The organism is Allobosea sp. 05T433, from assembly GCF_056396065.1.
On the sequence record NZ_JBFTKS010000016.1, the window covers coordinates 1 to 22,171 of the forward strand.

Here is a 22,171-nt window from a genome sequence, read left to right on the forward strand (position 1 = left end):
CTAGTGGTCTCTGCCTGACGGAAGAGTCCTGCTTGGGATTCCCCTCGGTCGGCGCGTATGCGAGTCTGGCGCATGCGCACCGGGGTTTCGATCACCATCACGCCGTCTGATCGCCACCGCCTTGAGGCGGTGGCCAAGGACCGCAACGCCGCCCAGAAGCATGCGTGGCGGGCGCTGATCGTGCTGCTGAGCGCGGACGGCATCGGCACCAACGAGATCATGCGCCGGACCGGCAAATCGAAGACCTGCGTCTGGCGTTGGCAGGAACGGTTCATGACGGCTGGCGTCACTGGGCTCTTGCGCGATAAGACCCGGCCCTCCCGGGTCAAGCCGCTCGGACCCGCGGTGGCGGAGCGCGTGGTGGCTCTGACGCTGACCGACCCGCCGGTCGAGGCGACGCACTGGACGGCGGATATGATGGCCAAGGCGGCCGGCATCAGCGCCAGCGCGGTGCGGCGCATCTGGAAGGCGCACGGGCTGCAGCCGCATCGCTGTCGGCAGTTCAAGTTGTCCAACGATCCGAACTTCGTGCCGAAGCTGCGCGACGTGGTCGGCCTCTACGTCGATCCGCCAGCCCACGCCATCGTGCTGTCCGTCGACGAGAAGAGCCAGATCCAGGCGCTCGACCGCACGCAGCCGGGCCTGCCGCTGAAGAAGGGCCGGCTCGGCACCATGACCCACGACTACAAGCGCCACGGCACCACGACCCTGTTCGCCGCGTTGAACGTCCTCGACGGCACCGTCATCGGCCGCAACATGCAGCGCCATCGCCACCAGGAGTTCATCCGCTTCCTCAACGCCATCGAGGCCGAGGTGCCGGCCGGCAAGAGCGTCCACGTGATCCTCGACAACTACGCCGCCCATAAGCACCCGAAGGTCCGCGCATGGCTCAACCGGCACGAAAGGTTCGTCTTCCACTTCACGCCGACCTCATGCTCCTGGCTCAATGCGGTCGAGGGCTTCTTCGCCAAGCTCACCCGACGACGGCTGAAGCGCGGCGTCTTCCGCTCGATCGTCGACCTCCAGGCCGCCATCAATCGCTTCCTGGCCGAGACCAACGCCGATCCCAAGCCCTTCTCCTGGACCGCTGACCCCGACAAAATCATCGCTGCCGTCAGGCGTGGGCACCAAGCGTTAGATTCCATCCACTAGTCCGAGAGCTGGCGATGCGTCGTCGAGGCGGGGTGGATCACCAGCGAGCGCGTATCGCCGATATTGGCGAGATGCGAGAACAGCTGCAGGTTCGAGACCAGCTTGACACCCGCATCGTAGCCGCCCTTCAGGCCGATGGTGAAGACCGCGCCCGCTCCCTTCGGCGAGTAGCGCTTGGCGAGGTCGTGATACTTATCGCCGTCCAGGCCGGGATAGCTGACCCATTCCACCGCCGGATGCGTCGAGAGGTGCTTTGCGACGGCGAGTGCGCTCTCGCAGTGGCGCTGCATGCGCAGCGGCAGGGTCTCGATGCCCGTCAGGATCATGAAGGCATTGAAGGGCGAGAGCGCCGGGCCCATGTCGCGCAGGCCGAGCACGCGGGTCGCAATGGCGAAGGCAAAATTGCCGAAGGTCTCGCCAAGCACCATGCCGTTATATTCCGGCCGCGGCTTGGACAGCATCGGGTAGCGCTCGTCGCCCACCCAGTTGAACGAGCCGCCATCGACGATCAGGCCGCCGATCGAGTTGCCGTGCCCGCCCAGGAACTTGGTGGCGGAATGCACGATGATGTCGGCGCCGTGCTCGAACGGGCGGATCAGGTAGGGGCTCGCCATCGTGTTGTCGACGATGAGCGGAATGTTGTGCTTCTTGGCGATGGCCGCGACGCCGGCAATGTCGACGATCACCCCGCCCGGATTGGCGATCGACTCGATGAAGATCGCCTTGGTGCGCGGGGTCACCGCGGCGGCGAAGCTCTCAAGATCGTCGGAATCGGCCCAGATCACATTCCAGCCGAAATTCTTATAGGAATGGTTGAACTGGTTGATCGAGCCGCCATAGAGCTTGCGCGCGGCGACGAACTCGTCGCCCGGCTGCAGCAGGGCGTGGAAGCAGAGGAACTCGGCGGCGTGGCCGGATGCGACGGCGAGCGCCGCAGTGCCGCCCTCGAGCGCGGCGACGCGCTCCTCGAGCACCGCGTTGGTCGGGTTGCCGATCCGCGTATAGATGTTGCCGAAAGCCTGCAGGCCGAACAGCGATGCGGCGTGGTCGACATCGTCGAAGACGAAGGATGTCGTCTGGTAGATCGGCGTGGCGCGCGCGCCGGTGGCTGCATCAGGCGCTGCACCGGCATGAATGGCGAGCGTATGGAAACCCGGTGAGCGGTCTGACATGGCGTGCTCCCTGCAAATTCTGATCGTGAAACGGTCCCGTTCGATTTAACGAACGCTCTGTGCGGCGTCAATTCGGCCGGACGGGCCTGAGAGCGGGGCCGATATGCTCCGGCCTGATCCCCAGGCCGATCAGCCGTGCCGGCAGGCGGCGCAGCAGCGGGAAGCGCTGCAGGAGGCGCAGCGGCAGCGGCGGCGCCACCGGTCCGCGGCTGGCGAGCAGCGGCGTGATCACCCGGTTCTGGATGGCGATCTGCATGGATTGGGTGAGTTTTGCCGGGAATTCACGGCGATGCTGCACGGCTGCGAGCGCGGTATCCGTCAGCCGCCTCTCGCGGAGCGGCGCTGCCAGCAGGTTGGCCGTTGCGACGGCATCCTGCACCGCCAGATTGATCCCAACACCGCCGATCGGGGACATCGCATGCGCAGCGTCGCCGATGCAGAGCAGGCCGGGCTTCCACCAGCGCGTCAGGCGATCGACCGCGACCGAGAGCAGCTTGATGTCGTCCCAGCTGCGCAGCTCCGCTATCCGGTCCTTGAGAAAGGGCGAGAGCGCGACGACACCGTCCCGGAAGGCCCGCATGCCCCGGACCTGCAAGGATTCCAGCGAACCCTTGGGGATGATGAAGGCGCATTGCCAGTAGTCGCCGCGATTGAGCATGATGAAGAACCGGCCGCCCGCGACCTGGCCGAATGTCTGGTTGCGATCACTCTTGCTGCGCGACAGCCGGAACCAGAGCACGTCCATCGGCGCGCCGAGCACTTTCACCGGGAGGCCAGACGCCGCGCGCAGATCGGAGCTGCGCCCGTCGGCCGCAACCACGAGATCGGCCCTGATCGAAAGCGGGCCGTCGGGCGCCATGGCCGCGACGCCGGCCACACGCCCGTTCTGCTTGATCAGTCCCTCGGCCTTCGTCTGCATCCGCAGATGGAAGGAGGGCTGCTCGCGTCCCCGTTCCGCCAGGAAATCGAGAAAATCCCATTGCGGCATGAAGGCGACATAGGGAGCCTTGACCGGCAAATGGCTGAAATCGGCGAGCGTGATCTCGTCGTCTCCGAAGCGGGCGACGATATGGTCTTCCTTGCTGTGCGGCAGCTTCAGGAAGGCCTCGAGCAATCCGAGTTCATGCATCAGCTCGAGTGTCGAAGGGTGGATCGTGTCGCCGCGGAAATCCCGCAGGAAATCGGCGTGCTTCTCCAGCACGGTGACTTCGATTCCGGCTCGCGCGAGCAGGAAACCGAGCATCATCCCGGCGGGGCCGCCTCCGGCGATGCAGCAAGTGGTCGTTTCCTCGCGCATCGCCGTTCTCCTGGGGATGGCCTGGTCAGGTCCCGGGCCGGTCGATCGACAATTTCTGGAAGCCCTTGCCGGCCAGTTGCGGCTTCTTGTTCGAGATGATGCGCGAGTTGATGCCCTGCCAGCCGATCTCGCCGGAGAGCCGGCCATACTCGATCTTCGGGCAGCGGTTCATGATCACGGTAAGGCCCTTGGCCTCGGCGCGAGCGGCGGCCGCGTCATTGCGGACGGACAGCTGCATCCAGATCACTTTCGGCAGGGGCGAGAGCGCCAAAGCCTCGTCCGTGATCGGCCCGGCGGCTTCCGAATTGCGGAAGATCTCGACCATGTCGACGGGAACCGGAATCTCCTTCAACGCACCGTAGACCGTCTTGCCGAGCAGCGTCTGGCCGGCAAGGCCGGGATTGACGGGGATGACGTCATAGCCGCGATCGAGCAGATACTTGGTGACGATCCAGCTCGGCCGCGCCTCGTTGGCCGAGGCGCCGACCAGGGCGATGGTTTTCACCTCGCGCAGGATGCGGCGGATTAGCGCATCTTCATAGGCCTCATGATTCAAGGTGCTGAATCCTCACGAGAAATACGCGGCGATCATGCCCCAGCATTTTGGCGCCGAGGGGCTGAACCACAGCTTTGCCACTCTTATCTGATTCAATGGAACACAGGGCGAACAACCCCGGTTGTTCCGTCATGAAAGGAGGGTCTACCATGTGCGACTATAGCCTGCACAATGTGATGTCCACTCCCGCCAAAGTGGGCGACGAACTGACGACCACCAGCTTCCCGAATTCGAGCACGCGCGGGTTCTGCACCTCGGCACAGCCGGAGGTTGCGGTCTGCGTGCTGCCCGGCACGGAGCTGGCGTTCGCGAGCGAGATCGAGTGCGATAGGGTGGTCGGCTTCCTGCCGCATCGCAAGATGGCAGCGACGATGGCCCGCTTCCGTCAGATCGATCTCGACAAGCCCTATGCGCATCACGATGCGCTCGAGCTGCCCGACGGGCAGGTCATTCTGCTGACGAACCTGTCTACGGGACAAAAGGCGACCGTTTTGCAGTTGCCAGCCGTGCCGCAGCCGGAAGAAGAGACCAAGGAGCACCTGCAAACCGAGATGCCGGAGCACTTCCCCGCGATCCTCTGAACAGGCGCCTGATGGATAGCTGCACGCGGCGTGTCACGGTTGTCGCCGCGTGCGGCGCTGATTCCGGATTGATGGAGAGGGCCCGACTGAGGCTCCTGAGCCGCTAGTTGCCGTTCCAGACCGGCTGGCGTTTCCCCATGAAGGCGCCGATCCCTTCCTCGGCGTCGCGGGCGAGCATGTTCTCGACCATGACCGCCGATGCGTGATCATATGCTGCGGCGAGGCCCATCTCGCGCTGCTGGTAGAAGGCGCGCTTGCCGACCTTCACCGTGGCAGTCGATTTCGATGCGATCACGCCCGCCAGTCGCAAGGCCTCCGCAAGCGCTGCGCCCGCCGGAACGACCCGGTTGACCAGCCCCATCCGGGCCGCCTCCTCGGCCGGGACCATCTCGCCCAGCAGCAGCATCTCCAGCGCATGCTTCCCCGCGAGGTTGCGCGAGAGCGCCACCATCGGCGTCGAGCAGAACAGCCCGATATGGACCCCGGGCGTGCAGAACCGCGCCTGCGCGCCGGCGACGGCGAGATCGCAGGTCGCGACGAGCTGGCAGCCCGCAGCGGTCGCCGTGCCTTCCACCGCTGCAATGACGGGCTGGGGCAGGGCGGTGATTTGCTGCATCATGGCCGAGCAGCGGCCAAGGATATCGGTGAAATAGGCGCGGCCACGGTCTGGATCGGCGCGATGCGCGCTCATCTCCTTGAGGTCGTGACCGGCCGAGAAGACCGGGCCGGCGGCCGTCAGCACGACGGCGCGCACCGTATCGTCTGCCGCAATGGCCCCGAAAGCCTCGCTCAACGCGGCCAGCATCGCTTCGCCAAGCGGATTGCGCGCCTGCGGACGGTTCAGCGTCAGTGTCGCGATGCCGTCCTGGTCTGCGCGCAGCAGGACCGGGGCGGTGCCGGGCTCGATATGGGCATTCATGGCATGGCCTTTCTCATCCGTGGCTATTGTCGGAGCCCAACCGTCATGCTGCAAGGGGAGGAGTTTCCCGCTGGCATCCGGTTTCCCGCACATGACACCCCGCATGACGATCTCAGAGGTGGAGACCTATCTCGATCAGGTCTTCCCGCAACTCCATTATGGCGGGCGCACTCATTTCATCGAAGATGTCGGCCCGCTGACGGCGCGCATGCGCTGCGACTATCACGAGCGGCATTTGCGCCCGGGGGGCACGATCTCCGGTCCGACCATGATGGCGCTGGCTGATCTCGCCCTCTATGTCGCGATCCTCGGCCAGATCGGCCCGGTCGGCCTCGCTGTGACGACGAGCCTCAACTACAATTTCCTGCGCAAGCCGGGGCCGGTGGCGCTGATCGCGGACGCCAGGCTGCTCAAGCTCGGCAAGCGGCTCGCCGTCGGAGAGGTCGCGCTGTTCTCGCAGGGCGACAGCGAGATGGTCTGCCATGCGACCGGCACCTACTCGATTCCGTCGGAGCGCTAGGAGTCGAGCGCTGGTCCTGGCCGCAGAACCGTCTCCGTGGGGGAATCGGAGCGTCGGGAGAAGCGCAGGGAAAGGGATGATCCTGCCGGACCTCGCAGGATCGCTGGAACGGAATGCGGTATCTAAATACCGTTTTTGCCATTGCACTGAAAACAATGCGATTTTTCGCCTTGGACCGTGATCGTGGTGCTTGACAGTACGGCAGCTTGCCCCTATCCACCGCCCCACACCGCCGCCGGCCTTCCGGCGGCTTGTCCTTTTTCAAGCAACCGAAGGGTGCCGCGATGAAGACCGTCTCGCTCAAGCCCGCCGACGTCGAGAAGAAGTGGGTTGTGATCGATGCCTCCGGGCTGGTCGTTGGTCGTCTCGCCTCCGTTGTGGCGATGCGTCTGCGCGGCAAGCACAAGGCCGCCTACACCCCGCATGTCGACTGTGGCGACAACATCATCGTCATCAACGCCGAGAAGGTGGTCCTGACGGGTCGCAAGCGCGACCAGAAGGTCTACTACCATCACACCGGCTTCCCGGGTGGTATCAAGGAGCGTTCCGCCAAGTTCCTGCTCGAAGGCCGCTTCCCTGAGCGCGTCGTCGAGAAGGCTGTCGAGCGCATGCTGCCGCGCGGCCCGCTGTTCCGCCAGATCCTGGGCAACCTGCGCGTCTACAAGGGCGCTGAGCACCCCCACGCCGCCCAGTCGCCGGAGGCGCTCGACGTCGCCGCGCTCAACAGCAAGAATGCGAGGCTCTGATCATGGCTGAGGTTCTTCAGTCTCTCGAGCAGCTCGGCCAGGTCGCCAAGACGGCTCAGCCCGACGCTCCCGTTCACGTCAAGAAGGTCGATGCGCAGGGCCGCGCCTATGCCACCGGCAAGCGCAAGAACGCCATCGCCCGCGTCTGGATCAAGCCGGGCTCCGGCAAGATCACGGTCAACACCCGCGACCAGGAAGTCTACTTCGCTCGTCCGGTGCTGCGCCTGATCCTGCAGCAGCCGCTGATGATCGTCGACCGCATGACCCAGTACGACGTCGTCGTCACGGTCAAGGGCGGCGGTCTCTCCGGCCAGGCCGGCGCTGTGCGCCACGGCATCTCCAAGGCCCTGACCTTCTACGAGCCGGAACTGCGCGGTCCGCTCAAGAAGGAAGGCTTCCTGACCCGCGACTCGCGCGTCGTCGAGCGTAAGAAGTTCGGTAAGGCCAAGGCCCGCCGCAGCTTCCAGTTCTCGAAGCGCTGATCCGGCTCACGCAGTCTGGCTATGCTTACAGGGCGGCTCGCAAGAGCCGCCCTTTTCGTATTGGCTGCAGCTCCGCACCAGCTGGAGTCGCCGCCGATGAGCGCTACCCGTCCCGTTCTTCTCGTTACCGGAGGCAGCCGCGGCATCGGCGCCGCCATCTCAGTCATGGCGGCCGGTCGTGGCTATGATGTCGCCGTCAACTACCAGCGCGACGCGGCCGCGGCCGCAACGGTTGTCGCGGCCTGCAAGGCCGCGGGCGCAAGCGCCGTTGCACTCCAGGGCGACATGTCTGGTGAGGCGGATATCCTGCGCGTCTTCGCCGAGGCGAAGGGGAAGCTCGGGCCCATCGCCCAGGTCGTCAACAATGCAGGCATCACCGGTAAGTCGGGCCCGCTGGCCGAGGCGGACGCAGAGGTCATTCGCAACTGCATCGACGTGAACGTCACCGGCGCGCTGCTGGTCGCGCGTGAAGCGGCACGGGCGCTGCTCGCTCAGCCGGAGCGGAAGGGCAGGGCGATCGTCAACATCTCCTCGGCTGCGGCAACGCTCGGCTCGCCCGGCGAATATGTCTGGTACGCCGCCTCCAAGGGAGCGATTGATACGTTGACGGTTGGTCTGGCGAAGGAGCTTGCTCCAGCCGGCATCCGCGTCAATGCGGTTGCGCCCGGCATTACCGAGACCGAGATCCACGCCCTGTCGACGGGCGAAGCGAGCAGGGTCGAGCGCATCGCGCCGCTCGTTCCCCTGCAGCGGGCGGCGTCTCCGGACGAGATCGCCGAGGCCGTGCTGTTCCTGCTGTCCGAGGCTTCCGCCTATACGACAGGCGTGGTTCTGCGGGTGGCGGGCGGGCGCTGATAGCGCCGGGGCCCTGAACGACAGATTCGGCTGTGACTGCCGCCCGGCGCGGCTGGATCAGGGCAGCGGCCATGCTAAACCGCAGGCTCACGTCTCCGGTTCCAGCCTCCGCCATGCGCATCCTGCTCGTTCTCATTGCTTTCGGAATGATCGCAGTTCCCGCGCTGCTCGCGCTTGCGCGGACGGGGGAGCCGACCGGGCGTCGGGTCGGACGGGCGTTGATCATCTTCCTGACGCCGGCCTTCGCGCTCGGCCTGATCCATGGCGTGCCTGAACTCGATGGCCGCGCCCTGCAGAACCCCATCGCCTGGACCACGTTTCGGCTGGTCCTGACCGGCCTCGCCCTGATCCTGCCCTGGTGCCTCTATGTCTGGCTCACGGGCAGGCGCTGACTTCATTCACGGATTGCTGCCATGACCGAACCCGTCGACACCCCCTCCATCGACCACGCCTTCACCGGCGATCGGCGCGGCCCGGCGCAGGACCCGACCTATGCCGGCGCGCTCTCCTTCATGCGCCGCCGCTACAGCAAGGATGTCGCCGGCTGCGATCTGGTGATCTGGGGCGTGCCCTTCGATCTCGCGGTCTCCAACCGGCCGGGCACGCGCTTTGGACCGCAATCGTTGCGCCGCGTCAGTGCGATCTTCGACGGCGATGCCCAGTATCCGTCGCGCATCGACCCGTTCGAGCATCTCTCGGCCGTGGATTACGGCGACTGCTCGCTGCCGCGCAGCGACCTGCTGGGCTGCGCCAAGGCGATCGAGCGCGAATCCGCCGCGATCATCGCCACCGGCGCCCATCTGGTGACGCTCGGCGGCGACCATTTCATCACCCTGCCGCTGCTGCGCGCCCATGTCGCCCGCCATGGCAAGCTGGCGATCGTCCAATTCGATGCGCATCAGGACACCTGGGACGATGGCGTCGGCGCTGTCTCGCATGGCACGTTCATGCTGGAGGCGGTGCGCGAGGGGCTGATCGATGTCGATCGCTCGATCCAGGTCGGCATCCGCACGGTTGCGCCCCGGGATTGCGGCATCCAGGTGCTTGGCGCCTATGAAGCCCATGAGCTCGGCGTCGATGGCGTCGTCGAGCGCATCAAGCAGCGCGTCGGGCAGGGCCCCGCCTATCTCACCTTCGATATCGACGCGCTCGATCCGGCCTTCGCGCCGGGCACGGGCACGCCCGTTGCCGGCGGCTTTACTGCGGCGCAGGCACTGCGCATGGTCTGGGCCATCCGCGATCTCGATTTCCGCGGCATGGACATCGTCGAGATCTCCCCGCCCTATGACCATGCCGACGCGACGGCGATCGCCGGTGCCGCCGTGGCCCAACACTACATCCAGGCGCTGGCGCTGAAGAAGAAGGCCGGTTGAATCGCTGTGCGAGCGGGCTGAATCGACTTACGAGCCGCGTGCACCAAGCGATTCAATCTGTTGGCAAATCTGGCATGACGCAAGCCTTCGCCCCGTCGGGCGAGAGGCTTGCCGTGCCCCGCAGGGCAACGTCGCGCCACATGCCGATTGACAGGGGCGGCGCCCTCCCACATATCAGCGTCATGTTCATGTGCTCGATCCGACGTCGCACCAACCAGGCCGCCCCGGCGCGCCCGCGATGACGCTCGGCTGAACCCCGAATTGTCCGCGAACCGCGCCCGGAGCGCGGTTTTTTTATGCCTGATGCTGACCTATCAATGAGCGCGAGCGCGCTTTCGGAGGCCCTGATGAGCCAGAATCTGAAATCGATCTTCATCGACGGCGAAGCCGGCACCACCGGCCTTGGCATTCGCGACCGGCTGGCAGAGCTGCCGGAGGTCGTCGTGAAGAGCATCGATCCCGACAAGCGCAAGGATCCGGCCGCCCGCAAGGCGATGATGGCCGGGGTTGATCTCGTCGTGCTCTGCCTGCCTGACGAGGCAGCGAAGGAATCGGTGGCGCTCGCCGACGAACTCGGCGCGGACGCTCCCAAGATCGTCGATGCCGCGACTGCCCATCGCGTCGCGCCGGGCTGGGTCTACGGCTTTGCCGAACTCGCCCCCGGCCATGCCGCGGCAATCGCCAATGCCAACCGCGTCTCCAATCCCGGATGCTACCCCACCGGCGGCATCGCCCTGCTGCGGCCGCTGGTCGATGCGGGCCTGCTCGCGCAGGATCATCCGGTGACGGTCAATGCCGTTTCCGGCTATTCCGGCGGCGGCAAGAGCATGATCGAAGCCTATGAGGCGGGCGTCGCCCCGTCCTTCGAGCTCTACGGGCTGGGGCTCAAGCACAAGCACCTGCCGGAGCTGCAGGAATACGCGCGCCTGACCCGGCGGCCGATCTTCGTGCCGTCCGTGGGCAATTTCCGCCAGGGCATGCTCGTCTCGGTACCGCTGCATCTCGACACGCTTCCGGGCAAGCCGAAGGTCGCCGACCTGCACGACGCGCTGGCGGCGCGCTATGCCGGCTCGACCTATGTGAAGGTGGTTCCGGCCGAGGCCGGCGGCAAGCTGGAAGCGGAGTCGCTCAACGACACCAACCAGCTCGAATTGCGGGTCTTCGGCAATGAGGAGCTGCGGCAGGCGGTGCTCGTCGCCAAGCTCGACAATCTCGGCAAGGGCGCCTCGGGCGCTGCGGTCCAGAATATCCGCCTGATGCTCGGGCTCGGCGAAGCTTAGATCATCGAGCCGGATATCGTCCGCAAAGGCGAAAGGCCCGGCCCCAAGCGGGGCCTTCTCCGTTGAGGCAAGGGGAGCAGCGCGGGCAATCCGCTGCGGTCATGACCTATGGTCAGCTGACGGGGTCGTGATGACCCTTTGCCTTGACGTCCCCCAAATGGGGGTAGCCGATATGGGGAGGGATGGCCTCTATCGGGGGATCGGTTGTGCGTAATGTCACGTCGCTGCGGCGACTGGTGGCTTTACGACACGAGACCCGAGACTAGTCCCCGCCGCTTTGGCTGCCTCCATGGCAGCTGTGAGCGACATTATTTGCGGTGTGGGCAACGCCGCCATGGTTGGGTCAAGCAGCCATGGCGGCGTCTTTTTATCTCAGCCCTTGTAGGGGACGAAGTTCTGCTTCTGCGTGCCGAGGCCGTCGATGCCGAGAGCCACGACCTCGCCGCCCTTCAGGAAGCGCGGCGGCTTGAAGCCGAGACCAACGCCGGGCGGAGTGCCGGTGGTGATGACATCACCCGGATCGAGCCGCATGAACTGGCTGATATAGTGCACGAGATAGGCGGCACCGAAGATCATCGTCTTGGTCGAGCCGTTCTGCACGCGCTCGCCATCGACCTCGAGCCACATGCCGAGATTCTGGATATCGGCGATCTCGTCGGGGGTCACCAGCCAGGGGCCGAGCGGGCCGAAGGTCGGGCAGCCCTTGCCCTTGGCCCATTGGCCGCCGCGCTCGGTCTGGAATTCGCGCTCCGAGACGTCGTTGCAGACGCAAAAGCCTGCGATCGCGGCCATGGCGTCCTTCTCGGCGATATAGGAGCCGCCATCGCCGATCACGATCGCAAGCTCGACTTCCCAGTCGGTCTTCTTCGAGTTCTTCGGGATGGTGACGTCGTCATAGGGGCCGACGATGCAGTTCGGCGCCTTGTTGAACAGGATCGGCTCGGCCGGGATCGGCGCGCCGGTCTCAGCCGCATGGTCGGCGAAGTTGAGGCCGACAGCGATGAAATTGCGCACATCGCCGACGCAGGCGCCGATGCGCGGCGTCCCCTGAACCTCGGGGAGCGTTTCGGCATCGAGCGCCTTCAGTGCCGCAAGCGAGGCCGAGGTCAGCGCCTTGCCGGCGATGTCCGGAACCTTGCCTGACAGGTCGCGCAGCACGCCCTTGGAGTCCAGCAGCGCGGGCTTCTCTTGGCCGAAAGCGCCATAACGTACCAGTTTCACGTCGTTTCCCCCGTTTCAATCGATATGATCAAAGGTGCGCGATCCTGTGCGGACGGGGCGCCCGAGGCAAGCGGTTCCTGCGCATGACGCGACTGCACAGGGGGGCCCCGAAACTTGTTGCGGGAATGCAACGGCCGTCGCCAAAGCAAAGGCTTCTGCAACCATTAGACGTAGGCTCGTAGAACTGCCACCTGCGCAAAACTTGTGATAGTTCGCATATAAACGATCTTTTTCACGCGCTGACTTGATCGGCACTGCAGGAATCGGCGGATTTTTAGCCGATTCTGCCTGCTGCGGTGCAAGCACATGGAGAAGCATGGCGAAATTGTGCCGTTCAGGGCGGGATTGCGGCAGAAACGCGAGCGCGGCATGTTCGTCGGCGAAGCGGGTGATTTGCCCGAAAGAACGTCAATCCTAGGGATGGGTACTCGATGAAGAGCATGGTTCGCTACACCGCCGCTGCTACCGTTTCAGTCGCTGCTCTTCTGGTTTCCGGCGTCGCTTCGGCAAGTTCGTTTTCGCTGCGCAGTGGAACGAGTGCCGAGGGCCTCGGCATGGCATTTGCCGGCGCGGCCTCCGGCGGCATCGGCATGGGAGCCATGACCTTCAACCCGGCCACGATCACCATGTTTCCAGGCCGCAACAGCAATTGGAACTTCAGCTACATCGCCCCGAGCGCCAGCTACGATCCGACCTCGCCAACACGGGTGCGGCTGCCTAACGGCGCGATCGTCCCGATCGGCGCCGCTGGAGGAGGCAACCTCGGCACCGGCGAGATCGGCGGCGATGGCGGTTTCGTGCCGGCTTCGTATTCAGCCTGGCAGCTGACCGATCGCCTCTGGATCGGCATGCACACCGGCGTGCCCTTCGGATTGCGCTCGAAACCCGAAAACCAATTCAATGCGTCTCAGATTTACGGCCGCTCGGCGCGCGTCGCGACGATCAACGTTACGCCGACGGTCGGCTACCAGGTGAATGACTGGCTCGCCGTGGGCGCAGCGCTCCAGGTGCAGTATTTCAAGACCAATCTGAAGCAGGCAGCTGGCATCACGGCTACGGCGGCCAACACCATCCTCGAAGGCGACTCGATCGATTTCGGTTACAAGCTCGGCGTGACGCTGACCCCGTGGCAGGGAACCAATATCGGCCTGGCCTACCGCTCGATGATCCATCATTCGCTGGAGGGCACGTTCAAGACCCCGGCCGCGGTCCCGCCGATCCTCGCTGCGGGTTCGAACCCGATCAAGGCGAACCTGAATCTGCCCGATTCGGTCGTATTCGGCCTCTCCCAGGTCATCAACGACCAGTGGCAAGCTCACCTTGGTGTCGAATGGACGAACTGGAGCCGTTTCCGTCGCATTCCCGTGGTCGCCAGCAATTTTGGCGTTCCTTTCACCAGCCTGAACTTCCAGTATGACGACAGCTGGTACTTCGCGGCGGGTCTCGAATACAAATACAACCGCGATCTGACCCTTCGCGCCGGTGTCGGTTACGAGCTTTCGGCCGTGAACGACGAGAACCGCACGGTCTTCATCTCGGATAATGACCGCCTCTGGTTATCGACAGGCTTCAGCTATCAGGTCTCGGATAGGATCAAGTTCGACCTGGGCTATACCTACCTCCACGTCCAGAATGCGAGCGTGAACTATTCCGGAGCGCATCCGCAGCAGGGCGCGGTTCTCTACACGGCCGAGGCCAAGCCGCATGTTCATGTCGTTTCCGCCGGCATCACCTATCGTTGGGACAATCCGCAGGAGACGATCCCGATGCGCCCGGTGGTGCGGAAGAACTGATCGACGTACCCAATTCTGCGAAAAGCCGGCCCTTGGGCCGGCTTTTTTGTGATCCGGAAGGTCATCCGGCTCCGAAGGGGCTCAAACCCTGATCTTGACGTAGCTTCCAGGCGCGTCCTCGAGCGGCGCCAGTGCGCCGTCGCCCGGCTCGCGCGCCGGCAGTGTCTTCGGCGCCTGCGAAGTCAGCCAGCCGAGCCAATGCGGCCACCAGGAACCGGGGTGTTCGACGGCGCCCTTGGCCCAATCGGCGAACACGCCCTCGGGTTTGCCCCCGGTCCAGTACTGGTACTTCACCTTGCCAGGCGGGTTGATCACCCCCGCGATATGGCCGGAGCCCGCCATGACATAGTCGACCGGCCCGCCGAAACATTGCGAGCCGATGAAGACGGACTGGGCCGGAGCAATGTGGTCTTCCTTGGCGGCGAGGTTGTAGACGGGAATCTTCACCGCCTTCAGATCGAGCGTCTTCCCGCCGATCGTCATCTCACCCTTGGAGAGCCGGTTCTCCAGATAGCAGCCGCGCAGATAGAAGGAATGGTTGGCGGCCGGCATGCGCGTCGAATCGGAGTTCCAGTAGAGCAGGTCGAACGCGGTCGGGAGCTTGCCCTTCAGGTAGTTGTTGACGGCATAGGACCAGATCAGGTCGTTCGGCCGCAGCATGTTGAAGGCTCCGGCCATGCGCGCGCCGTCGAGATAGCCGCGCTGGGCCATCTGCTCCTCGACGGCGCGGATCTGATCCTCATCGACGAAGACTGAGAGTTCGCCGGCCTTCGAGAAATCGACCTGCGTCGTGAAGAAGGTCGCGCTCTCGATGCGCTTGTCCCTGGTCGCAGCCATATAGGCGAGGGTGACGCCAAGCAGCGTGCCGCCGACGCAATAGCCGATGGCGGTCACGCGCTTTTCGCCGGTCGCCTGCTCGACCGCGTCAAGGGCCTCGAAGATGCCCTCGCGCATATAGCTCTCGAAATCCTTGGCGGCGTGGCGCTCGTCGGGGTTGACCCAGGAGATGCAGAAGACCGTCAGTCCCTGCGCCACGCACCAGCGGATAAAGCTCTTCTCGGCATTGAGATCGAGAATGTAGAACTTGTTGATCCAGGGCGGCACGATCAGCAGGGGGCGCTTGAAGACCTGCTCGGTCGACGGTGCGTACTGGATCAGCTCCATGATCTCGTTGCGATAGATGACCTTGCCGGGCGTCGTGGCGATATTGACGCCGACCTCAAAGGCACGCCCGTCCGACTGGCGGATCTTGAGTTCGCCGCCTCCGGCTTCGACATCCTCGGCCAGCATCTTCATCCCGCGCACGAGATTCTCGCCGTTCTGCTTGAGCGTCTCGCGCAGGAGTTCGGGATTCGTTGCGACGAAATTCGAGGGCGAAAGCGCGCTGGCGATCTGCTTGACGTAGAAGCGCGCCTTCTCACGGGTATGCGGGTCAAGGTCCTCGGCGCGATCAACCATAGACTCGGCCCAGCGCGAGCCGATCAGATAGGCCTGCTTGACGAAATCGAACATCGGGTGGGCCGACCAGTCCGGATCGGCAAAGCGCGCATCGCGCTTGTCGGGCTCGGCGACCGGAGCTGCTTCCTCGCCGCTGGCCCGCTTCAGGGTCGAAGCCCACAAACTCATGAAGTCGCTGGTCAGCGAAGCTTGTGCCTCGATGATCTTGCGCGGGTCCGTGACCCAGCGTTCTGCGACGCGGCCAATGGTCTTGACCATTTCGCTGACCTCGTCGGCGGCGCCGGTCTTCGCCTCGCCGCGCTCGATCGGCTTCAGATAGGCAGCGGTCACCTTCCCGGCCTCTTCCATGAAGCGCCCCATGTTCTGGGCCAGCAGGTCGAAATCCGGCACAGGCGCTTCGTCCGAGCCAGCGGGACCCTTCGGCTTGTCGTCGGCTGGCGGGCACATGAATCGTCTCCCCTTGCCACGTCTTTTGCGGAAGCCCTTGCTTCCTATTTTGGTCCCATTAAGGACGTAAACGATATGGTGTAAAAAGATAATTCTGCAACGCGCCGGACCTGCTCATGTCACTCAACAATCCTACGACAAGGTTCCTGGCGCTGCTGCTGCTCTGCGCCCCATTTCTTGCCGGCTGTGCGGGGGATGGCGTGAAGGGTGTCGCCGAGGCTGCGGGACTGGCGACCACGCCGCAGGAATCGAAGCCCTTCGTCAAGGAGAGCCGCTCGACGGAGCGGGATTACATCTCGGTCGGCACGTCTGCGACGCGCGCTGCACCGCGCAAGCCCGTGGCGGATTTCAAGACGCTCGAAACCAACCTCGAAGCCAAGCGCCTCTCGAATGAGGCTGCCGGCGAACAAGCCAAGTCCCTCGGCGCGACCGCGCCGCCAGCGCCGGCCGTGGTTCCGACCAACTAATCGGCGATTCGATTAGCCGCCTATTCTATTGGGCGGAAGTCGGCTCGGCTGGCTCGTCCCGTCTGGCTCCTGCAATCTGCCGGGCAGGGCAGCCTTCACCAATCGGTTAGGTTAATTCGAGTTAGTCGGAATCGCGCCATATCCCGGACGGGCCGGCTCGCTAGGGCAGGGGCGTTGCCGTTCCGGAGACCGTGCCCCATGGCGCAAGCGGACCATCGTTCATTCTCCTTCGCCGCAGCCATGCTGATCGCGGGCGCAATGCTGCCCAATTCTGCGCAGGCTCAGACTGTCCCCGTGAAGCCGTATCTCGATTGCACGCTCATTCTCGAGGCGGCATCGGGAAAGACGCTCCACCGCGAAGGAACCTGCGACAAGCGCTTCAGCCCCGCATCGACCTTCAAGGTGCCGCTTGCTGCGATCGGTTACGACGCGGGCATTCTCGAAGACCAGCACAAGCCCCTCTGGGACTATCAACCGCGATTCAACGCGGTGGCGCGGGATCGCAAGCCGGTCGACCCGACGATCTGGGAGGCGGATTCGGTTATCTGGTACTCGCGCGAAATGACCGCCCGGCTCGGGCCCAGGAGCTTCGCAGCCCATGTCGCGAAGCTCGGCTATGGCAACGGCGATGTCTCGGGTGATCGCGGGCAGAACAATGGCCTGACCCATTCCTGGATCTCGTCGTCGCTGACCATCTCGCCAGAGGAGCAGACGGGCTTCCTGAGGCGCCTCCTGTCCGGCTCGCTGCCGGTTTCCGGCAAGGCCCATGAGATGACCAGGGCGATCCTTCCCAGCTTCAGCGCCGGAGACTGGACGGTGAAAGGCAAGACCGGCAGCATCTGGCTTCGGAACGCTGCAGGCGAAATCGATCGGAAGCGGCCTCTCGGCTGGTTCGTCGGCTGGGCCGACAACAAGGACAGGCGCGTCGTCTTCGCGCGCCTGCTGATCGGCGCGGAACGCACGGATGGCATACCCGGCCGGAAGCTCCGCGACGCCTTTCTGAAGGAACTGCCGGTTCTGATGAAGGCCAAATGAGCGGCACGAAGGCTGCGGCCGGAAGGGGCATGCCGCTAGGAGAGGCCCGAGCCGCCCCTGCCACGCTGGCGTCTTTCGTCGAAAATTGCGTCTTACGGCCTGTCCTGACCGAAGATGCGATGCTAAGGGCAGTCAACGCACAATTGTGACGAGCCGGTTCTCGCGGCGCGTCCAGGGACATGTTCGAAATGACCGATTTTCATCGCATCAAACGCCTGCCGCCCTATGTTTTCGAACAGGTCAACAAGATCAAGGCGGCCGAACGAGCCAAGGGCGTCGATATCATCGACCTCGGCATGGGCAATCCCGATCTGCCGGCGCCGAAACATGTCATCGAGAAGCTGGTCGAAACCGCCGGCAAGCCGCGCACGGACCGTTACTCCGCTTCAAAGGGCATTGCCGGCCTGCGCCGCGCCCAGGCGCATTATTACGCGCGCCGTTTTGGCGTGAAGCTGAACCCCGACACCCAGGTGGTCGCGACACTGGGCTCGAAGGAAGGCTTCGCCAATATGGCGCAGGCGATCACCGGCCCCGGCGACGTCGTGCTCGTGCCGAATCCGAGCTATCCGATTCATGCCTTCGGCTTCCTGATGGCAGGCGGTGTCATCCGCTCCGTTCCCGCAGAGCCGACTCCGGCCTTCTTCCCCGCCTTGGAGCGGGCGATGATCCACTCGGTGCCGAAGCCGATCGCACTCGTGACCTGCTATCCGGCGAACCCGACCGCCTATACCGCCTCGCTCGATTTCTACCGCGACCTCGTCGCCTTCGCGAAGAAGCACGAGCTGATTCTGCTGTCCGATCTCGCCTATGCCGAGGTCTATTTCGACGAGAACGACCCGCCGCCCTCGATGTTGCAGGTGCCGGGCGCCATGGACGTCACGGTCGAGTTCACGTCGATGTCGAAGACCTTCTCGATGGCCGGCTGGCGCATGGGCTTTGCCGTTGGCAACGAGCGCCTGCTCGCGGCGCTGGCGCGGGTCAAGTCCTATCTCGACTACGGCGCCTATACGCCGATCCAGGTTGCCGCAGCCGCCGCCCTGAATGGCCCGGACGATTGCATCCGCGAAATGCGCGAGATCTATCGCAAGCGGCGCGACGCGCTTGTCGAAAGCTTCGGCAAGGCCGGCTGGGACTTCCCCGCACCGCAGGCCTCGATGTTCGCCTGGGTGGCGATCCCGGAGAAGTTCCGCCATCTCGGCTCGCTCGAGTTCTCGAAGCTGCTGATCGAGAAGGCGGAGGTCGCCGTCGCGCCCGGCATTGGCTTTGGCGAACATGGCGACGATTTCGTCCGCATCGCCATCGTCGAGAACGAGCAGCGCATCCGGCAGGCGGCCCGGAATATCGGCCGCTTCCTCAAGGGCGCGGATCAAACGCTTCACAACGTCATCCAGATATCCAAAGCTGGGTAAGCTGAGCTAAGACGAGTGCGCGATGGCCGGCGCAGACGCGCCGCCATCGGTCTTGCAGTTGAGGGCAGGGGCTCGGCATGTTCAGCAAAGGCCGTTTGATCGGCATCGGTTTTGGCCTGTTCGCGCTGGTCTGCCTCGTCGTCACCTATGATTACTCGCGCGGACGCAACACGCAGACGAACTCGCCGCTGGTGTCCGATATTCTCACCGCGACTCGCTCCAACGAATGCGGCCGGGACGCGACGGAGATTGCCGCGCGCTATTTCCCCCTGGGGCTGGAACAGGCCGAAGCCGAACAGCGCCTGGGCACGATCAGCATTGTGCCGCCTGCCGCCTGGTTCTGGCGCCCCGTAGTCGAGAACGCGACGACCTGGACCGGACCGACGCTGGAAGCGCTGCACACCATCAAGACCACGGCCTTCGGCAATCAGCTGCTGCGGCTGCATCTGACCTTTGCCGATGGCAAGCTGAAACGGCTCGCAGCCGAGGTCGTCTGCCGGTTCGACTGACCAGCGACCCAAGCCCGCACCAGCCTCCAGCCGTTTGATATCCGTTTCGCAGTCACGCGCTCCAGCGTACGGTTCTTCAGCCTGGATACGCGCTGAATGACCGGATGCGGCTCGATCCAGCCCCAGATCGAACGTCCTGTCTTACAGGAGCGCGCCATGGCATCGACCGACGAGCTCGAAGGGCGAATCAGCGCACATGTTGTGTCCGCCGTGAGTCCTTGATCGCTTCCCGTTCCTGAGCTGAGAAACTGCGCGCGTCGCGCCAGGCTTCGTACCGAACCGCGCATCCGCTCCGTTGACTCGCCCGTTGTCGCGTGCGACCCCGACGGCATGACGACGCTCGCTTCCTCACCCGGTCCTGCTCCCTTGCGCGTTGGTGTCGCCGGCCTTGGCACGGTCGGCGCTTCGGTGCTGCGCATCCTCAACCGCCAGGAAAACGCCATTGCGGCCCGCTGCGGCCGCGCCGTGCGTGTGACGGCCGTTTCGGCCCGCGACCGAACCCGTGATCGCGGCATCGATCTCACCGGCTACACCTGGTTCGACGATCCGGTCGAGCTGGCGCGCTCGTCGCAGATCGATTGCTTCGTCGAACTCGTCGGCGGTTCGGACGGCGTCGCCAAGGCTGCGGTCGAGGCCGCTCTGTCCTCCGGCAAATCGGTGGTGACGGCGAACAAGGCGCTGCTTGCGCATCACGGCGTCGCGCTTGCCGCGCTGGCTGAAGAGAAGGGCGTGGCGCTTGCGTTCGAAGCCTCCTCCGCCGGCGGTATTCCGGTGGTCAAGACGCTGCGCGAGGCGCTCTCCGGGAACAATGTTTCGCGGCTCTATGGCATCCTCAACGGCACCTGCAATTACATCCTCTCGCGCATGGAGCTGGAGGGGCTGACCTTCGAGGCCTGCCTCAAGGATGCCCAGCGTCTCGGTTATGCCGAGGCCGACCCGACCTTCGATGTCGAGGGTTACGACACAGCCCATAAGCTCGCCATTCTGACCAGCCTCGCATTCGGGGTGAAGATCGACGCCGAAGCGATTCATGTGGAAGGCATTTCCTCGATCGCGCCGCTCGATCTGAAGATGGCCGACGAGCTCGGCTACCGCATCAAGCTGCTCGGTGTCGCCGAGCGCACTCGCACCGGAATCGAACAGCGCGTGCACCCGACAATGGTGCCGAAATCCTCCGCCATCGCGCAGGTCATGGGCGTTACCAATGCGGTGACGATCGATGCCGACGCGGTCCGTGAACTGACCCTGGTCGGTCCCGGTGCCGGTGGCGATCCCACGGCGTCTGCCGTCGTCGCCGATATCACCGATGTCGCGAGCGGCACCTCGGGCTTGCCCTTCGGCCTTCCGGTCTCGCGGCTCGAGCAGCCGGCGCGCACGCCGATGCAGCGTCATGAGGGCGGCTATTACATCCGCCTCGCGGTTGCGGATCGGCCGGGTGCCGCCGCAGCCATCGCCACCCGCATGGCGCAGGCCGATATCTCGCTCGAGAGCATCGTCCAGCATCGTTCGGAAGCCGCCGCCACCCGGGACCCGACGGGGCGTTCCGGAGCGCCGGTGCCGGTCGTACTCATCACCTACGCCACCAGCGAGTCGGCGATCCGCGACGCGCTCGAAAAGGTCACCGCCGACGGTCACATTGCTGAACCGCCGCAGGTGATAAGGATTGAACGGGAATAGGCCTTCGGCGCCTGCGTGTCCGACCTGCCGATTGCCGACTGCTGAATAGTTCGAGGGAGCCTCATGTCCGAACTCACCATCGCCTCATCCCATATCATCGAGCGCTATCTGTCGATGGAACTGGTCCGCGTCACCGAGCGTGCAGCGGTCTCCGCAGCGCGCCTGCGCGGCCATGGCAATGAGAAGGCAGCCGACCAGGCAGCGGTCGATGCCATGCGCCGCGAGCTCAACCGCCTGCCCATCGATGGCGAGATCGTCATCGGCGAGGGCGAGCGCGACGAAGCCCCGATGCTCTTCATCGGCGAGAAGGTCGGCAACCGGCACGGGCCCAAGGTCCACATCGCCGTCGATCCGCTCGAAGGCACGACGCTTTGCGCCAAGGACATGCCCGGCGCCATCGCCGTCATGGCCATGGCTGAAGCCGGCAAGCTGCTCTATGCGCCCGACGTCTACATGGACAAGATCGCGATCGGCCCCGGCTATGCGCAGGGCGTCATCGATCTCGACGCGTCGCCGACCGACAACATCCATGCGCTCGCCAAGGCCAAGGGCGTGAAGCCGCATGAGATCAGCGCACTGGTCATGGACCGTCCGCGCCATGCCAAGCTGATCGAGGAGATCCGCAAGACCGGTGCGTCGATCCGCCTGATCACCGATGGCGACGTCGCCGGCGTGATCTTCTGCACCGAGCCTGCCAAGACCGGCATCGACATCTATATGGGCATTGGCGGCGCGCCCGAGGGCGTGCTGGCGGCGGCTGCGCTGCGCTGCGTCGGCGGCCAGATGCAGGGGCGCCTGATCCTCGACACCGAGGAGAAGCGCAAGCGCGCCCATGGCATGGGCGTCCTGGATCCGAACAAGAAATACGACATGTCCGAAATGGCCTCGGGCGACGTCATCGTGTCTGCCACCGGCGTTACCGACGGCGGCATGCTGTCAGGCGTGAAGTTCGGCAAGGACGTGATCGAGACCGAGACCATCGTCTACCGCTCGATCACCGGCACCGTCCGCCGCATCTATGGCGAGCACCGCGAATTCGGCAAGTTCAAGCTCGATTGAGACGGCGAGGCCGAGCGCCCCGCCAGGACAGGATTTCGAACGACGGCCGGGCATGTCCCGGCCGTTGCTGTTTGGGGGGCAGCTTAGCCGCGCCGCGGGAGCAGGCTCATCCTTGCAGGAACGGCGCCTGGACCATCGGGCCGGGTATCGTATCCGGCCGATG

21 protein-coding genes and 1 pseudogene are annotated in these 22,171 nt (G+C 64.7%); 16 read left to right on the top strand and 6 right to left on the bottom strand.

The genetic code is table 11. The features are described 5' to 3' along the window. Positions 1-72 precede the first annotated feature (72 nt). A complete protein-coding gene (locus AC1DGP_RS21020; RefSeq protein WP_441509221.1) occupies positions 73-1,152 on the top strand; it encodes an IS630 family transposase in 1,080 nt (359 codons plus the stop codon). On the opposite strand, the pseudogene AC1DGP_RS21025 reads toward AC1DGP_RS21020, so the two are convergent. The 3 genes and pseudogenes from AC1DGP_RS21025 to AC1DGP_RS21035 form a co-directional block, all read right to left on the bottom strand. Further along, positions 1,152-2,324, bottom strand: a pseudogene (locus AC1DGP_RS21025) (O-acetylhomoserine aminocarboxypropyltransferase); the annotation flags it as partial. The gene AC1DGP_RS21020 and the pseudogene AC1DGP_RS21025 overlap by 1 nt on opposite strands. Positions 2,325-2,391: 67 nt before the next feature. Then, positions 2,392-3,621, bottom strand: a complete 1,230-nt coding sequence (locus AC1DGP_RS21030; RefSeq protein ID WP_476776356.1) for an FAD-dependent oxidoreductase — start codon at positions 3,619-3,621, stop codon at positions 2,392-2,394. Positions 3,622-3,646: 25 nt separating this feature from the next. Further along, positions 3,647-4,177: a CoA-binding protein gene (locus AC1DGP_RS21035; RefSeq protein ID WP_476776357.1), complete on the bottom strand. Its 531-nt coding sequence runs from the start codon at positions 4,175-4,177 to the stop codon at positions 3,647-3,649. A 149-nt stretch (positions 4,178-4,326) separates the two neighbouring features. Between AC1DGP_RS21035 and AC1DGP_RS21040 the strand changes: the two genes are divergently transcribed. Continuing rightward, complete coding sequence (locus AC1DGP_RS21040) at positions 4,327-4,758, top strand: hypothetical protein (protein ID WP_441508359.1); 432 nt, start codon at positions 4,327-4,329, stop codon at positions 4,756-4,758. Positions 4,759-4,861: 103 nt separating this feature from the next. Here AC1DGP_RS21040 and AC1DGP_RS21045 read toward each other — a convergent pair whose 3' ends face one another. After that, entirely contained in the window at positions 4,862-5,677 is an 816-nt protein-coding gene (locus AC1DGP_RS21045; RefSeq protein WP_476832498.1) for an enoyl-CoA hydratase, read from the bottom strand. Positions 5,678-5,780: 103 nt separating this feature from the next. Here AC1DGP_RS21045 and AC1DGP_RS21050 point away from each other — a divergent pair, with 103 nt between their 5' ends. The 7 genes from AC1DGP_RS21050 (at position 5,781) to argC (ending at position 10,933) form a co-directional block, all read left to right on the top strand. Beyond that, entirely contained in the window at positions 5,781-6,197 is a 417-nt protein-coding gene (locus AC1DGP_RS21050) for a PaaI family thioesterase (RefSeq protein WP_476770806.1), read from the top strand. 284 nt (positions 6,198-6,481) lie between these two features. After that, positions 6,482-6,943, top strand: a complete 462-nt coding sequence (gene rplM, locus AC1DGP_RS21055; RefSeq protein ID WP_113516586.1) for a 50S ribosomal protein L13 — start codon at positions 6,482-6,484, stop codon at positions 6,941-6,943. A 2-nt stretch (positions 6,944-6,945) separates the two neighbouring features. Continuing rightward, positions 6,946-7,425, top strand: coding sequence for a 30S ribosomal protein S9 (gene rpsI, locus AC1DGP_RS21060; protein WP_043232079.1), 480 nt, complete (start codon positions 6,946-6,948; stop codon positions 7,423-7,425). A gap of 96 nt (positions 7,426-7,521) precedes the next feature. Continuing rightward, entirely contained in the window at positions 7,522-8,280 is a 759-nt protein-coding gene (locus AC1DGP_RS21065) for an SDR family oxidoreductase (protein ID WP_476832499.1), read from the top strand. Between the two features lie 71 nt (positions 8,281-8,351). Continuing rightward, a complete protein-coding gene (locus tag AC1DGP_RS21070; protein WP_162768255.1) occupies positions 8,352-8,672 on the top strand; it encodes a hypothetical protein in 321 nt (106 codons plus the stop codon). A gap of 21 nt (positions 8,673-8,693) precedes the next feature. Continuing rightward, positions 8,694-9,653, top strand: coding sequence for an agmatinase (gene speB / locus AC1DGP_RS21075; protein ID WP_476776359.1), 960 nt, complete (start codon positions 8,694-8,696; stop codon positions 9,651-9,653). A gap of 347 nt (positions 9,654-10,000) precedes the next feature. Further along, entirely contained in the window at positions 10,001-10,933 is a 933-nt protein-coding gene (gene argC, locus AC1DGP_RS21080; RefSeq protein ID WP_476770802.1) for an N-acetyl-gamma-glutamyl-phosphate reductase, read from the top strand. Positions 10,934-11,305: 372 nt separating this feature from the next. On the opposite strand, the gene AC1DGP_RS21085 is transcribed toward argC, so the two are convergent. Next, entirely contained in the window at positions 11,306-12,154 is an 849-nt protein-coding gene (locus AC1DGP_RS21085) for a fumarylacetoacetate hydrolase family protein (protein ID WP_441508362.1), read from the bottom strand. A gap of 431 nt (positions 12,155-12,585) precedes the next feature. Between AC1DGP_RS21085 and AC1DGP_RS21090 the strand changes: the two genes are divergently transcribed. Continuing rightward, a complete protein-coding gene (locus AC1DGP_RS21090; protein WP_476832500.1) occupies positions 12,586-13,947 on the top strand; it encodes an OmpP1/FadL family transporter in 1,362 nt (453 codons plus the stop codon). Between the two features lie 81 nt (positions 13,948-14,028). On the opposite strand, the gene phaC is transcribed toward AC1DGP_RS21090, so the two are convergent. Next, on the bottom strand, positions 14,029-15,852 hold the full coding sequence (phaC, locus tag AC1DGP_RS21095; protein ID WP_441490927.1) for a class I poly(R)-hydroxyalkanoic acid synthase: 1,824 nt from the start codon (positions 15,850-15,852) through the stop codon (positions 14,029-14,031). A 116-nt stretch (positions 15,853-15,968) separates the two neighbouring features. Between phaC and AC1DGP_RS21100 the strand changes: the two genes are divergently transcribed. The 6 genes from AC1DGP_RS21100 to glpX all read left to right on the top strand — a co-directional run bounded on the left by AC1DGP_RS21100 (position 15,969) and on the right by glpX (position 22,008). Next, a complete protein-coding gene (locus tag AC1DGP_RS21100) occupies positions 15,969-16,319 on the top strand; it encodes a hypothetical protein (protein WP_441490926.1) in 351 nt (116 codons plus the stop codon). 198 nt (positions 16,320-16,517) lie between these two features. Beyond that, complete coding sequence (gene blaOXA, locus AC1DGP_RS21105; protein ID WP_476770309.1) at positions 16,518-17,354, top strand: class D beta-lactamase; 837 nt, start codon at positions 16,518-16,520, stop codon at positions 17,352-17,354. Positions 17,355-17,542: 188 nt separating this feature from the next. Then, positions 17,543-18,763: an LL-diaminopimelate aminotransferase gene (locus AC1DGP_RS21110; RefSeq protein WP_441490925.1), complete on the top strand. Its 1,221-nt coding sequence runs from the start codon at positions 17,543-17,545 to the stop codon at positions 18,761-18,763. Positions 18,764-18,840: 77 nt separating this feature from the next. Beyond that, entirely contained in the window at positions 18,841-19,272 is a 432-nt protein-coding gene (locus AC1DGP_RS21115; RefSeq protein ID WP_476770311.1) for a hypothetical protein, read from the top strand. 330 nt (positions 19,273-19,602) lie between these two features. Continuing rightward, positions 19,603-20,949: a homoserine dehydrogenase gene (locus tag AC1DGP_RS21120; protein ID WP_441508366.1), complete on the top strand. Its 1,347-nt coding sequence runs from the start codon at positions 19,603-19,605 to the stop codon at positions 20,947-20,949. Between the two features lie 63 nt (positions 20,950-21,012). Beyond that, entirely contained in the window at positions 21,013-22,008 is a 996-nt protein-coding gene (glpX, locus tag AC1DGP_RS21125) for a class II fructose-bisphosphatase (RefSeq protein ID WP_069881040.1), read from the top strand. Positions 22,009-22,171 lie beyond the last annotated feature (163 nt).

Coding starts and splice junctions, on each gene's coding strand:
- blaOXA (WP_476770309.1), top strand. CDS start 16,518: ATGGCGCAAGCGGACCATCGTTCATTCTCCTTCGCCGCAGCCATGCTG.
- AC1DGP_RS21100 (WP_441490926.1), top strand. CDS start 15,969: ATGTCACTCAACAATCCTACGACAAGGTTCCTGGCGCTGCTGCTGCTC.
- AC1DGP_RS21050 (WP_476770806.1), top strand. CDS start 5,781: ATGACGATCTCAGAGGTGGAGACCTATCTCGATCAGGTCTTCCCGCAA.
- AC1DGP_RS21065 (WP_476832499.1), top strand. CDS start 7,522: ATGAGCGCTACCCGTCCCGTTCTTCTCGTTACCGGAGGCAGCCGCGGC.
- rpsI (WP_043232079.1), top strand. CDS start 6,946: ATGGCTGAGGTTCTTCAGTCTCTCGAGCAGCTCGGCCAGGTCGCCAAG.
- argC (WP_476770802.1), top strand. CDS start 10,001: ATGAGCCAGAATCTGAAATCGATCTTCATCGACGGCGAAGCCGGCACC.
- AC1DGP_RS21030 (WP_476776356.1), bottom strand. CDS start 3,621: ATGCGCGAGGAAACGACCACTTGCTGCATCGCCGGAGGCGGCCCCGCC.
- AC1DGP_RS21110 (WP_441490925.1), top strand. CDS start 17,543: ATGACCGATTTTCATCGCATCAAACGCCTGCCGCCCTATGTTTTCGAA.
- AC1DGP_RS21115 (WP_476770311.1), top strand. CDS start 18,841: ATGTTCAGCAAAGGCCGTTTGATCGGCATCGGTTTTGGCCTGTTCGCG.
- AC1DGP_RS21070 (WP_162768255.1), top strand. CDS start 8,352: ATGCTAAACCGCAGGCTCACGTCTCCGGTTCCAGCCTCCGCCATGCGC.
- AC1DGP_RS21040 (WP_441508359.1), top strand. CDS start 4,327: ATGTGCGACTATAGCCTGCACAATGTGATGTCCACTCCCGCCAAAGTG.
- phaC (WP_441490927.1), bottom strand. CDS start 15,852: ATGTGCCCGCCAGCCGACGACAAGCCGAAGGGTCCCGCTGGCTCGGAC.
- rplM (WP_113516586.1), top strand. CDS start 6,482: ATGAAGACCGTCTCGCTCAAGCCCGCCGACGTCGAGAAGAAGTGGGTT.
- AC1DGP_RS21020 (WP_441509221.1), top strand. CDS start 73: ATGCGCACCGGGGTTTCGATCACCATCACGCCGTCTGATCGCCACCGC.
- AC1DGP_RS21120 (WP_441508366.1), top strand. CDS start 19,603: ATGACGACGCTCGCTTCCTCACCCGGTCCTGCTCCCTTGCGCGTTGGT.
- AC1DGP_RS21045 (WP_476832498.1), bottom strand. CDS start 5,677: ATGAATGCCCATATCGAGCCCGGCACCGCCCCGGTCCTGCTGCGCGCA.
- AC1DGP_RS21090 (WP_476832500.1), top strand. CDS start 12,586: ATGAAGAGCATGGTTCGCTACACCGCCGCTGCTACCGTTTCAGTCGCT.
- glpX (WP_069881040.1), top strand. CDS start 21,013: ATGTCCGAACTCACCATCGCCTCATCCCATATCATCGAGCGCTATCTG.
- speB (WP_476776359.1), top strand. CDS start 8,694: ATGACCGAACCCGTCGACACCCCCTCCATCGACCACGCCTTCACCGGC.